The sequence below is a fragment of the Runella sp. R5_40 genome, from assembly GCF_057652295.1.
In genome coordinates, this window is record NZ_JBYFCH010000036.1 from 14,117 (window position 1) to 27,102 (window position 12,986).

Sequence of the window (12,986 nt, forward strand, 5' to 3'; positions counted from 1 at the left end):
TTATTTCAAAAAAGGATTATAACGGCGTTCGTAGCCGATGGTGGTGGGTTCCATGTGTCCTGCATATACTTGATAATCGTCGTCGAGCGTAAAAAACTTGGTACGAATGCTGTTCAGGAGAGCTGCATGGTCGCACAAAGGAAAATCGGTACGGCCTATGCTTCCTTTAAACAACACATCGCCACCAATGACAAATTTTTGCGGATGGCAAATAAAGGCAATGTGCCCTGGCGCGTGGCCTGGCACAAAAACCACGTCCAACGACGACTGTCCAAACGTCACTTTGTCTCCTTCTTCCAAAAACGCATCGGCCTCTACGGGTTCAAAACCAGGAATTCCCCATAACTTACAGCGGCTTTCGACCGCCTCCAATACAGGCAATTCTTTTTTGTGCATGTACATTTTTACGCCATATTTACGCTTTACAAATGCGCTCCCAAAGACATGGTCCAAATGCGCATGAGTTTGGAGTAAAGCGGTCACTTTTAATCCTTTTTCTGAAATAAAATTAGCGAGTGTTTCTTTTTCCGACTGCATCAAACAACCTGGGTCGATGATGACCGCTTCCTTGGTCTCGTCATAAAGAACGTAGGTATTTTCTGAAAAAGGAGAAAAAACAAAAGAAGTGATTTGAATCATAGTAGTTAAGCTATTCTGCCGCTAAGTTACTAAAGTATTTCCGAAACCAGACGAGTTCTATGCCCAATCCACCTTTCCCTCCGCCCTTCCTCGACCAACGCACGGGCGACTACTATTTAGAAGGCCCCAAAAGCCGTCGATTTGAGTTTTTGTTTGTGCTCGAAGTTTTTTGGGAATTTCTGAAAGGAATCCGTGCCCTGCACTTTGTTGGCCCTTGTGTCACGGTTTTTGGGTCGGCAAGGTTCAAAGAAGGAAGCGAACACTACGAACAAGCCCGTGAGATGGGTCGGCGCATTGCCCAAGAACTTGGCCTTACCGTGATGACAGGCGGTGGGCCTGGCATCATGGAAGCCGCCAACCGTGGGGCGTTTGAAGCAGGCGGGCGTTCGGTGGGTTGCAATATCATTCTTCCGCACGAACAAAGTGAAAACCCTTACATGCACAAATGGGTGAAAATCAAGTACTTTTTCATCCGTAAGGTACTTTTGGTCAAATATTCCTACGCTTTTGTGATTATGCCTGGCGGCGTAGGCACCATGGACGAACTGTTTGAAACCCTAACGCTTATTCAAACGGGGACGATTCAGAATTTTCCGATGGTATTGATTGGAAAATCTTACTATGAGCCCCTGATTGAAATGCTCCAAAAGATGATTGACAAAGGAACCATTTCTCCTGATGACCTTAATTTGCTCAAAATCACCGATGACCTGGAAGAAGCAACCCAGCACATCCAAAGTTATTTGAAGGCAAATTTTAAAATCCAACGCCGCCGTCGTCCTATCTGGTGGTTGTTTGAAAAGAGTTAGCGGTTCATTTTCATTTTTTCCCTATTCAATGGCAAATATCAACGCCTTGGCAACTCAGTTTTGAACCTTGGGAGGCATTGATTGTAGCTTTGAACCATCAAACAAAAACACAACCGCGCTCGACAATGGACTTTCTCGCAACTACCGCCTTGACTTCTTTACATGACCTAGCTAGTCGGATGCCTCATTCGCTCACCGAAGCTGATAATCAAACCCTTAGCGACATTTATTTTGAGTCAGTCGAAGATTTAGAAAACCCCGAGTCACTGTTCAATTATACGCTTACGAAAGCCATGCGTAAGCACACTACAGGTACACAGAGCCAAGAACATATTTATTTACAACGTTTTGAAATTCCCCAAATTCGTTTGTTTGAATTGTTGATTCAACAATTTCCATTGGCAAATTTGAGCCAACATTGCACCAATACTTTATTGATTGACGCCCTCGCCCAGCACACGCATCCCGTCTTGATGGACATCGGTATCGGAACTGGTTTTCAGGTGGCTAACATCATTGAAGGGTTGTCTAAAAAAGAAAACAGCCACGTCAAGCACCTAACCGTCGTTGGTATTGAGCCATTTGCAGATGCCGTGACGACTGCCCACGAAAATGTAAAACGCGTAAGTGCCCAAGCTCCATTCACGGTTGAATTGGTAACGGAAGTCGCATTTATCGAAAACTATACCTTGGAAACGCTGCAAGCGCTTCTACCCGCGCAACACGACGGGATTTATGCCAACGCCTCGTTTGCCTTACACCATATTCAACACGCTTCGCAACGTAAAACGGTGTTTGAATTACTAAAAACGCTCGGTATTAAAGCATTGGCCTTGAGCGAACCCAATTCAAACCATTACGAACCCAATTACCAGCGTCGCTTCCAAAATTGCGTCAATCACTACGGCGCGTTGTTCAGAATCATTGATACCCTCGACATAACCAATACGGAAAAAGCAGCGTTGAAACTGTTCTTTAGCCGTGAAATCGACGATGTTCTGGGCAATTCGGAGGAAGTTCGCGTAGAAAAACACTACGCCACTGAGCAATGGGAACAACTGCTGACCGAAACAGGATTCCAACTTGAAAAACGCGAGGCTCAGTTCCAATACACCCACCTCAACGGAACAGATTTGCAAACCGACCTGCCCAATCGCTACGCCACGGTCTTTGAAGGAGAAGAAATTACAAGTCTTTTCTGGGCTGTTTAATCATTTCATTGTTTTCCCCGCAGATTTCACAGAATTAATACCCGCGGAGTAGCGCAGAAACAGTCAGCGGAAATCTGCGCCAATTAGCGGGTAAAACTTTCAACAACCTTAGCTGACGATAAGCCATACTAAACGCTTCAAATAACTCTCTGAACCTTTTTCTAACATAACAGAACCATGAACTCAATTGCACAACTGGCGGTACCCCGCGAGATACGGAAATCATTTGCCTTTACTCCACAAACTATCTCAGTCGAAACACCTGAAACTGTCGCTCGGCTTCACTGCAACGAAACGCCTTTCGATTTACCCGAAGCATTAAAGCAGCAATTGACCGCCAAAATGGCATCGTTGGCCTGGAATCACTATCCCGATTTTCACAATACCGCACTCAAAGCGCTCATTGCCCAACAAGCCAATGTAACCTCTGAAAACATACTCTTGGGAAATGGTTCTTCACAACTCATCCAACAAATCGTCAGCTGCTTTTCGAAGGTATTTTCGACGGCCATTCTCGAAAGCCCTACGTTTACGTTTTACCACCAAGTATGTCAAAACGAACGGATGAGCTATAAAGAATGGGTATTGTCACCAAACACGGGTTTTGACCTAGCGTCTTTTCCTCAAGTGACGGAGCCTGCGTTGGTAGTATTGACATCACCCAATAACCCGACGGGCGCAACACTTCCGTTGGCAGAGCTTCAAACATTGCTAGAAAAACATCCAGCATGTGTCTTTGTGATTGATGAAGCTTACGGTGATTTTGGGGGAGAAACGGCACTTTCATTGGTACAACACTATGCCAACTTGCTCGTACTCCGTACATTTTCAAAAGGGTACGGTTTGCCTAGTGTTCGTTTTGGTTATGCCGCTGGCAACGCAGCTCTTATCCAATTAGTGAAGAAATATACGATTCCTTTTACGGTCAATTGTTTTACAGAAGTTATTGTTTCAGAAGCGCTTACCAACGCGGAGTTTATCAAATTCCAGCAAGCCAATATCCAACGTATCAACAACTTGCGCGATTTTGTTTATCAGCTTATCGACGAAGTGGCTACCCCTCATACGTTTTCGGTTCAGCCTTCAGCGGCCAACTTTTTGTTGCTCCGTTTTCACGATGAGGATTTGTATAACAACCTCAAATTTGCCCTCCAAGCCAATCGTATTTTGGTAGGTTATCCGCTCCAAAACTGCCTCCGCCTTGCCATTGGCACCGAAGTAGAAATGCACCGAGTGGTACGTCTCCTTAAAAAAACGATGGCGCAGCATAAAAGCCGCGCCATCGAAACAAATGTTGTCTGTAACTAAGCAAAAGGGAAGCTAACTACCAAATTTGCTCCAAATCTTTGGGTGTATAAGTATGATTTCTTTCTGCATACACCGTATTTGAATCTGGGCGTTTTACGTTCATTGGGTTTTTGGTAGAAAGGCGATAAAGTGTCGCAATCGGCCACAAAAACACGTAAAAGAGAACCGTCAAAATAACCCGTGAGTTAAACCAGCCAAGTCCTTCCGCGATTTTAAACCAGATTTTAACGATAAAATCGCCAACGATTGGGATAAAAATGCTGATAAGTCCCACTGCCCCTGCCGCATACAAAAGATACGTAGCTGCATTTTTGAAAATAAACGAAAACACCACCAGCCCAGTAACAATCACCAACTGGGCTTTACTTTTTTCTGCTTCTGACATTTTTAGGGAAAAAGTTATCTGTTATCCGTTACTGGTTATTGGGAAGTCCGATAACCAATAACGGATAACATTCAATTAAAACAATGTATAAATGAAAGGTGCTACGGCCGAGCCACCACCAATCACGATGATGATACCAATCAATAACAAAAGGATGATCATTGGAGCTAACCACCATTTTTTACGCTCGCTCAAGAACGCCAACAAGTCTTTTAGAAAATCCATTTTTTTAAAACGTTTTTATAGTGCAAATTTAATCGTTGTTACTAGCCTAGCCGAGGTTTTGCGTAACCCTCTGACGCCCGCAAAAATAACCAATATTACGATAACCAACTCAATATGAGCTGCGAATCATATTGTTTTTCAAAACATAGGAGGCCACATTATTGGCAAACACCCGACAACCATCGTCCGTCAAATGGCAAATATCACAGAAATTTCGGCCTTCACGAGGCAAAAGTGGCATCATATCTAGGTAATATACACCCTTGTTCTCGTTCGCAATTTGTTGCATCATGGCGCGGTGGGTCAAAATTCCTTTCTCTACTGCCAAGGGCGTTCCCCATGTCCGAATAGGCGATGATAAATCACAGCCCGCATAATCCCATTCTTGGTCTTTAAAATTTGATTTGCGCCATTTTTCGGGGATGTAATAGGTAAAGTTCACCAAAATAAGTGGCTCTTTCCGCGCCTGTGCTGTTGCTACAATCTGACTCAGATTTTTTCGATACGTAGGGGCGGTTTTAACGTCAAACGCTTCCGAATAAAAGCGTTCGTCGGGAGTATCGTTGATAAAATACCGTTTCCCCACAAGCGTAGAGGCGTAATTTAAGAACAAGTGAACTGTAAACGGAATCACTGTATAACGCATCTCAGGGTGTTGTTTTATCAAAGCTATATCGTGGTACCAGCGCACGTGGGTATAATCAGAGCGGAACAACGAGGCGGGTACATTGTTGAAACGGGTCTCGTTAATCCCTTCATAAAAAACCACCAAATCGAAGCGTTTGTCTCCCAACATCTTGTACTTATACAAGTTGTCGTTGGTATTATGACCCAAATTGGCTAAGTTAAAATACCGAACTTTAGACGTATTTAGTCCTTTTCGTAGCGAATCTTGCAGATAGCGAGCTACTTTACTCCTCCATTCATCAGCCACAACCGACCCACCCAAAATAAGCACATCCAACGAATCATTATCCGTTGAAATAGTCGAATTTTGAACGAGTTTCAATTCCTTATAAAAATGTTCCTCAACGGCTAAGTCGGGTCTAACAAAAGGAATTTCTTTGCTGATTTTCAGGGTTAGACGAAAAGCTAGTTCGCAAAAAAGCCCAATCAATACGATGGTAATTAATGCAAACAAACCTTTCTGCCTCGCACTGTTACGGGGTGCTTGCATGAATCTGTTTATATAATAAGTCGGCAATCAACGCATTTACTTTGGCGCTTGCATGACCGTCGTTTTTACCCACAATTCGCTCCTTTGGGGGAATACTGCCCAAATGATCGCTAAGGCGAACGACTGGAATTTTCTGATTAATGAAGAAGTCTTCAATAGGCTTGGTATAACCATTGCTTTTTTCAACGTTCTGTAAAAACGGTACCATCACCACGTACATGGGAGCGTTGTTTTGGCGCGCATAGTCCACAATTTTCTGTAAGTCACGCAAGTGTGGGTTCAGAATCGTTGTGTCGGTGTATGATTTTTGAACAAAATCGGTAATCGACGCAGGAGGCATGTGCGGAAATTGCCAATAGAGGTAGTTGGGAAAATAAAAACGCATCACCAACGAACCTGCTCCTGGAATTTTAATGTCATCGTAAGGTTGAAACTGTGCCAAAGTCAATTTAGCATCGCGCGCCGCTTTTTCAATGTCGTTCGGAAAATACTCCAGCACCAATACTTCGGGCTTTACGGGAAACTTCTGCAAACGCTGAAACTCATCGCGCGTGTCTGAACCTGAAACCCCTAAATTGTAAACAGCGTAGTTATCTGCTCCGAGCTTTTGTTCTAATTGGTCAGAGAAACGATCTTCCGTATTTTCCAATCCGTGCCCCGCCGCAAACGAGTCTCCCAAAACCAATACCTTCTTTTTCTTTTCGGCGTTTGTTTTAGGAAAATCGCGGTAACCCTCAGCTGTGATGGGACGCCAGTATTTGGCAAACCAAATCTGAGAGGCTTTGCTAAGGTCACCTTCGTGGCTTTGCGAAATAAACATGAAGGTTATTTCCAACAATCCCACCAACCAAACCACCATAATCCCCAAGGTGGCGATGTTAGCGATAATCTTGTTGCTTTTTTCGTTTTTGATTACTCCGTAATAAAACATGCGGAGCAATTCTACCAGCACCAAAAGCAAGGTCATGGCCTTGGCAAGGCGAATGTAGAAGTTATCAACTAACCCTGCATAGGGGTAGTCAAATTTGATATTCCATTTGTCAGGGAAAAACAACAAGACAAATGGAATACCAAGCAATAAAAGTCTAAAAACAGACGTGACGAGTTTTGAAGTCATTTTTTAATCGAGGACAAACTCTTCTTTCCAGTTATCGGTATCTTGCCACTCGGGCTGTTGACGTTTGTCAAACAAATAGTTACCTACCACCAAGTAGTCCATTTCGGTACGCATGAAACAGCGGTAGGCATCATTTGGCGTGCTAACGATAGGCTCCCCACGTACGTTGAAACTGGTGTTTACGATTACTCCGTAGCCTGTCAACTTCTCAAAATCGCTAATAAGCTGGTAGTAGCGTGGGTTGGTATCTTGGTGAACAGTCTGAATCCGTGCCGAGAAGTCGATGTGGGTAATCGATGGCAAATCAGAGCGCAAATAATAAAGCTTGTTACGCAAATCGAATCCATCAAAGTCTTTTGGCAAAGGTTTGCGACGCGAATCTTTGACAGGGTGAACCAGCAACATATAAGGCGAAATTCCCTCGTAGTCGAAATAATCACCTACTTTTTCGGCCAACACCGAAGGCGCAAACGGACGGAACGACTCGCGGTATTTGATTTTTACGTTGAGTTTTTTCTGCATTTCGGCATTACGTGGATCGCCCAAAATACTACGCGCTCCCAACGCCCGTGGTCCAAATTCCATACGGCCTTGCACCCAACCTACTACGTTTCCATCTGCCAAAATCTGAGCAACTTCTTTGGTTAAGTCGTCCAATTTGTCAAAATGCTTAAACGAAGCTTTGTATTTTTTCGCGACGAGCTCCACGTCGATGTCAGAGAAAGTAGGTCCTAAGTAAGAACCTCTCATAGCATCACGCGTGTAGTTAATGACGCGTTTTTGGTCAAAATAAATATAATAACCCGTCAAAGCAGCTCCTAATGCCCCACCAGCATCACCTGCGGCAGGTTGGATATATACTTCTTTGAAAACGTTCGATTTTTGTAATTTTCCGTTCGATACGCAGTTGAGTGCTACCCCACCCGCTAGGCACAAATAATCGGCTCCTGTGAGGCGTTTGGCTTCTTGTGCCATTTTCACTACCACCTCTTCGGTCACACGCTGAATCGCCAACCCGAGGTTACAGTGATGGGCTTCGAGCGGGTCTTCAGGACGGCGGGTCTTCATGCCAAACATGCGCTCCCACTCACCTTCGTTTACCATTTTTAAGCCTGTTGCATAATCAAAATAGCGTTGGTCTAACCAAATAGAGCCATCTTCTTTGATTTCAATCAGTTCTTTTTTAATGGTCTCGATGTATTTATCAACTTCGGGAGCAGTGGGGTTGCCGTAAGGCGCCAATCCCATCAATTTGTACTCTCCCGAGTTTACTCTAAATCCTAAGAAGTACGTAAAAGCAGAATACAACAACCCCAACGAGTGCGGAAACCGCAATTCTTTGAGAATTGACATCTTGTTTCCTTCACCCAAACAGATAGAAGCGGTAGCCCACTCACCCACCCCGTCGATGGTCAAGACAGCTGCCTTTTCGTAGGGAGATGGATAGTAAGCACTTGCTGCGTGCGATAAGTGGTGCTCAGGGAACAGAAGCTTAACGGGCTTCTTTTTGTCGTAACCTATTTTTTCTAATTCCTCGTTGATAAGGCGCTTCAAGAACATTTTTTCTTTGATCCACACAGGAATCGCCGTAATAAATGACTTCAACCCCTTAGGAGCAAAGGTATAATAGGTTTCGAGCAAGCGCTCAAATTTCAAAAGGGGCTTGTCATAGAAGACAATAGCGTCCAATTCATTGAGGGTAGTCCCACCGTACTCTAAACAGTATTTGACCGCATTGGTAGGGAAATTAGGGTCATGTTTTTTACGAGTGAAACGCTCTTCTTGTGCTGCTGCTACAATTTCGCCGTTATCGATGAGGGCGGCTGCGGAGTCGTGATAAAATGCTGAAATTCCAAGGATTTTCATTCAACCAGAATTATATAAGGCAACAAAACTACGCAGGATTACCTAATATTTCAAAAAATTAGGAAATAGGTTATTTAATGGTAGCTCTTTCCCGTTTACTTTTGCAGAAACTTAAATTGAGACAAAATTGAAAATAGCAGCAATTGATATTGGCTCAAACGCGGCACGTTTGCAAATTTCATCGGTTCTGAAAGATGGAGGTTACACCAGTTTCAAAAAGGTAGAGTACGTCCGCTTTCCACTCCGCTTGGGGCATGATGTGTTTACTTACGGCAGTCTAACCCCCGAAAGCCAAGAACGCACCATTAAACTCATGAAGTGTTACAAGCTGTTGCTAGAGCTTCATGACGTGGAAGGATACATGGCTTGCGCTACCTCCGCCATGCGCGAATCGGCCAATGGGCACGAGGTAGTTGAACGCATCGCCCATGAAACAGGGATAAAAATCCACATCATCGACGGCAGCAAAGAGGCCGAACTTATCAATAATGTGGTGGTTCAGGCCCTGGTAGATGGACAATACCTCCACATCGACGTTGGGGGTGGGAGTACGGAGCTAAACCTGTATTTTAACCGTCAAAAAGTGGCTTCTAAGTCCTTTAAGATTGGTTCAGTACGGCTGCTAGAAGGCAAAGAAAGCAAAGGCGCTTGGCAAAAAATGGAACGCTGGATTGAAGAAAACGTGGACAGCTATGAGCCTGTAAAGGCGGTAGGAACAGGCGGCAACATTTCTAAGCTTTTTAACTTGGTCTCAAAAACGTCCGATAACGCTACGTCTGTCGAGGAACTTGCTCGAATGCGCAACTACATTGCTTCCTTCAGCCAAGAAGACCGCGTCCATAAACTTCGCCTTAACGCCGACCGTGCGGACGTCATCGTACCTGCTTCCGACATCTACATTTCGGTGATGAAGTGGGCGGGAGCCTCCGAAATTATCGTTCCTGACTTGGGACTAAAAGATGGAATTATCCAGTTGGTGTACGAAAATTTGTGTAAAAAATAGCGGGCTTGATTCGAAAAGTTTACACAAAGATAACCTTGACTTGTACAAAGAGGCTGTCTATTTGGGGTACCAATAAATGCAAGATTAATCAGCATTCATTCCAAACCACATAGATCACATTAGAATAAACACATAGAAAATGGAGATAACAGCCGCTTCGGACTTTAGATTTGTTTTCTATGTGAAAAATCTAAGTCAGCTATGTGGTTTTCTGCAAAATTGCGTACACTTTATTCTACTATGATGTAGCCCTCTGGAGCCATAAATAGTAGTTCTATGCTTTAATGCGTTCAAGCTGATTCGCCCACTTGGGAAGTCTTTTTATCAAAAAGTTTGTCGTAATCAGGGCTTTCGGTTTTACCCCATTTATCCCAAAAGGTAAAATACAGTCCGTAGTTGTACTTAAACTGCGAATGGTGTAGGCTATGGTGCGTCGCACCTATCCACCATTTGCCAAACCAATGCCGATGAAAATCGCGCGGATAAAGCTCCGTATTCAGGTGATTGATAACGCTCGTAGTAGTCATTATGAGCAAAATAACCACAATTGCGCTGTAATGCAGGGGAATCACAAACGTCAACGCAGGCAGAACTAACGCCTGTAAAATACTCTCTGTCGGGTGAAAAGAAAAAGACGTCCACGCGGAGGTAGTGATGCTATCGTGGTGGGCTTTGTGAACCCATTTATATACCTTTGGAAGGTGCATCCAGCGGTGGAGCCAGTAGTAATACGTTTCATGCAAAAACAAAACTAAGCCAATACTAAACACAAACCACAGAATAGAATATTGGCTAAAATCAGTATAAATTTTTGTATATCCCTTCTGCCAAAGCACCACCATGGCCGTGCCTACAACGGCAAAAATAACCGATGTAATAAACGAAAAGCCAATTTCGCGCCAATGCTGTTCGGGACGACGAGGTCGTAAATTGACTTCTCTTGGCTGAAAATAAGCTTGGTATTTTACTTTAAACAAGTAGTAAAACAAGGCAGCAATGAGCACATAACGCCCAAAAATGCCTAAAAACATATAGAAAGCCGTTTGGGCAAAAATATCGGGCTGGGCAAAATCAATGGTTTCCATGTTTTTCTAACAACAACAAGTCGATAAGTGTTTGACTGTAACACTATAAAAACTGCCTTAATTATCCGACTTTGAAGTTCATAAAAGGGACAAAGTGTCCAATAAAGCATTTCACTCTCGAACCGCTGCTCGTCGGATACGATCATTGATGGCTCGGCCTAAATCTTTTTCGGGCAAAAGTTCAGTACAAATCACCTCAACCTCAAGCGCATCAAGTTGGCGCATGTATGCAAAAAGGTGCTTGGCCGCCTCAGCATAACTCCCCGATGGCGATAAAATGCGCTGGTGCTCGGCAGGAACGAGCGGAGAAGTTTTTTTGAAGGTCAAATATCCCACTTTTTGAGCGTCATACGCTTTCAACACCTCCTCCAAAGCATTAATAAAGAGCGGTTTTCGGGGAGAATAATGGCTTTTTAACATACCTGGCGCTTTGGGATTGGAGCTTGAATGTGCCACCAAACGGACGGGACCCACTACGTTTTCGATGGCCTCTACCGATGCTCCACCCAACCGATACACCACCGTTTCTTCTTCTTCAAAACCCACAATCGTCGATTCAATTCCTACTTGACTGGCACCTCCATCCAAAATGTAAGGTATTTTTTTACCCAACTGTTTCTCAACGTGCTGCGCCGAGGTCGGGCTAATGTAGCCAAAAGGATTGGCACTGGGTGCAGCCAATGGAAAATCAAGTTCGGAGAGTAACTCCAGCGTCAGAGGATGGTTCGGGATACGTACCGCTACCGTCCCTAGCCCCGACGTTACCAAATCAGAAATGGCTTCCGACTTTGGCAAGAGCAGCGTCAATGGCCCAGGCCAGAATGCTTCGGCCAATTGCTGGGCTTTGGGTGGGAAATCGACTACAAACGTTTTGACTTTCTCCAACGAATTGGTATGCACAATCAGTGGATCAAATTGTGGACGATTTTTAACCTTAAAAATTTGAAGAACAGCGTCATCATTCAACGCATTTCCTGCCAAACCATAGACCGTTTCGGTCGGAATTCCCACCACCTCCCCCGCTTCAAGGAGTTTTTTTACTGCTAAAATATCTGTTCCTATCATTGCCATGCTGCAAAGTTAGCGGAGAGTTTACAGTTCACGGTTTACCTTTTGGGGATTTTTTGTTTATTTGAACAGGATTTTAGGGTTTTGATATGAATTTCAACTACGAACTCACACTCGTCGAGTATATTTTTATTGCTGCATTCCTCATTTTGTACAGTGTGTACATTGGACGAACCTTGTACGTTGCCAAGGCGTTGGGTAGTACTGCGCGGGGCGTAGTCATCAAGTTTTTTTTGAGAACTACCTACATTGCGCTGTTGATTGTAGCGATTTTAGGGCCTTTTTTTGGTGAACCCGAACGCGACATTATTGCTGAAGGAAAAGACATCATGGTGCTCGTCGATGTATCAAAATCAATGGATGCGACTGACGTTCAGCCTTCTCGCCTCGACAAAGTCAAATTTGAACTACAACGCCTCACTACTTCCCTCAGCGGAAATCGGTTTGGCCTCATGATTTTTTCAAGTAGTCCATTTTTGCAAGTTCCGCTTACGTTCGACCTAAACGCTTTCAGCTTGTTTACCCAAACCCTCAACACCTCTCAAGTCAGCAACCACGGTACTGATATTTGCAGTGCGCTGGATTTGGGGGTAGAAAAACTTGTCCAAAACCGTTCGACCAATACCTCAAAAATTATTTTACTTCTGACCGACGGGGAAAATTTTGGTGCCTGCGAACGTCAAACTTTTACCAATATCAAAAAATTTGACCTTAAACTCATGATTGTGGGCATAGGCACCACCAACGGTGGCCGAATCAAAGAAGGAACAGGATGGGTAAAAGACGACAACGACCAAATTGTAACCACGCACCTCAACAATGCTTATTTAAGAGAGTTAGCAAAATCTACCAACGGAAAATATTTCGAAATCAACAGCCAACAAAACGCCATTGGAGATGTTGTTGATGCCATCAATTCGGTGGAAAATCGGCTAATTGATAGCCGTAAAGTGGCCGTTGTAAGTAATAAATACAGGTATTTCTTGATGGTCGCGCTCGTTTTAATTGCCCTTGACATCTTAGTGACGGTATCGACGTTCCAAGTATAGCCTAGCCTCGTTACTTTTCATTTTTTCACTAAACCCACTGACAC

General features: G+C 44.0%; 13 protein-coding genes. 5 read left to right on the forward strand and 8 right to left on the reverse strand.

The genetic code is table 11. From position 1 onward, the window contains the following. Positions 1 to 639, reverse strand: coding sequence for an MBL fold metallo-hydrolase (locus tag AC23N5_RS29900; protein WP_487758336.1), 639 nt, complete (start codon positions 637 to 639; stop codon positions 1 to 3). A gap of 59 nt (positions 640 to 698) precedes the next feature. On the opposite strand from AC23N5_RS29900, the gene AC23N5_RS29905 reads away from it, so the two are divergent. The 3 genes from AC23N5_RS29905 to AC23N5_RS29915 all read left to right on the forward strand — a co-directional run bounded on the left by AC23N5_RS29905 (position 699) and on the right by AC23N5_RS29915 (position 3,967). Then, complete coding sequence (locus AC23N5_RS29905; RefSeq protein WP_183971240.1) at positions 699 to 1,448, forward strand: LOG family protein; 750 nt, start codon at positions 699 to 701, stop codon at positions 1,446 to 1,448. A 125-nt stretch (positions 1,449 to 1,573) separates the two neighbouring features. Then, positions 1,574 to 2,659, forward strand: coding sequence for a GRAS family protein (locus AC23N5_RS29910; RefSeq protein ID WP_487758337.1), 1,086 nt, complete (start codon positions 1,574 to 1,576; stop codon positions 2,657 to 2,659). A gap of 177 nt (positions 2,660 to 2,836) precedes the next feature. Continuing rightward, on the forward strand, positions 2,837 to 3,967 hold the full coding sequence (locus AC23N5_RS29915) for a pyridoxal phosphate-dependent aminotransferase (RefSeq protein WP_487758338.1): 1,131 nt from the start codon (positions 2,837 to 2,839) through the stop codon (positions 3,965 to 3,967). A gap of 16 nt (positions 3,968 to 3,983) precedes the next feature. Here AC23N5_RS29915 and AC23N5_RS29920 read toward each other — a convergent pair whose 3' ends face one another. From AC23N5_RS29920 to AC23N5_RS29940, 5 genes are all read right to left on the reverse strand, one after another. Further along, complete coding sequence (locus AC23N5_RS29920) at positions 3,984 to 4,352, reverse strand: SxtJ family membrane protein (protein ID WP_028521804.1); 369 nt, start codon at positions 4,350 to 4,352, stop codon at positions 3,984 to 3,986. A gap of 75 nt (positions 4,353 to 4,427) precedes the next feature. Beyond that, positions 4,428 to 4,577, reverse strand: coding sequence for a DUF5989 family protein (locus tag AC23N5_RS29925; protein WP_164489795.1), 150 nt, complete (start codon positions 4,575 to 4,577; stop codon positions 4,428 to 4,430). 109 nt (positions 4,578 to 4,686) lie between these two features. Further along, positions 4,687 to 5,754, reverse strand: a complete 1,068-nt coding sequence (locus tag AC23N5_RS29930; protein WP_487758339.1) for a hypothetical protein — start codon at positions 5,752 to 5,754, stop codon at positions 4,687 to 4,689. After that, the gene (locus tag AC23N5_RS29935) at positions 5,738 to 6,871 is read right to left on the reverse strand and encodes an SGNH/GDSL hydrolase family protein (protein ID WP_183971237.1); all 1,134 of its coding nucleotides are present in this window, start codon (positions 6,869 to 6,871) and stop codon (positions 5,738 to 5,740) included. The genes AC23N5_RS29930 and AC23N5_RS29935 overlap by 17 nt, the downstream gene beginning before the upstream one ends. Positions 6,872 to 6,874: 3 nt before the next feature. Continuing rightward, positions 6,875 to 8,737, reverse strand: a complete 1,863-nt coding sequence (locus AC23N5_RS29940) for a carbamoyltransferase family protein (RefSeq protein ID WP_183971236.1) — start codon at positions 8,735 to 8,737, stop codon at positions 6,875 to 6,877. A gap of 127 nt (positions 8,738 to 8,864) precedes the next feature. Here AC23N5_RS29940 and AC23N5_RS29945 point away from each other — a divergent pair, with 127 nt between their 5' ends. Beyond that, positions 8,865 to 9,740, forward strand: coding sequence for a Ppx/GppA phosphatase family protein (locus tag AC23N5_RS29945; RefSeq protein WP_183971235.1), 876 nt, complete (start codon positions 8,865 to 8,867; stop codon positions 9,738 to 9,740). Between the two features lie 290 nt (positions 9,741 to 10,030). On the opposite strand, the gene AC23N5_RS29950 is transcribed toward AC23N5_RS29945, so the two are convergent. Next, complete coding sequence (locus AC23N5_RS29950) at positions 10,031 to 10,825, reverse strand: sterol desaturase family protein (protein ID WP_183971234.1); 795 nt, start codon at positions 10,823 to 10,825, stop codon at positions 10,031 to 10,033. 111 nt (positions 10,826 to 10,936) lie between these two features. Next, positions 10,937 to 11,896, reverse strand: a complete 960-nt coding sequence (locus tag AC23N5_RS29955; RefSeq protein WP_487758340.1) for an L-threonylcarbamoyladenylate synthase — start codon at positions 11,894 to 11,896, stop codon at positions 10,937 to 10,939. An 86-nt stretch (positions 11,897 to 11,982) separates the two neighbouring features. Here AC23N5_RS29955 and AC23N5_RS29960 point away from each other — a divergent pair, with 86 nt between their 5' ends. Then, positions 11,983 to 12,942: a vWA domain-containing protein gene (locus tag AC23N5_RS29960; protein WP_487758341.1), complete on the forward strand. Its 960-nt coding sequence runs from the start codon at positions 11,983 to 11,985 to the stop codon at positions 12,940 to 12,942. Positions 12,943 to 12,986 lie beyond the last annotated feature (44 nt).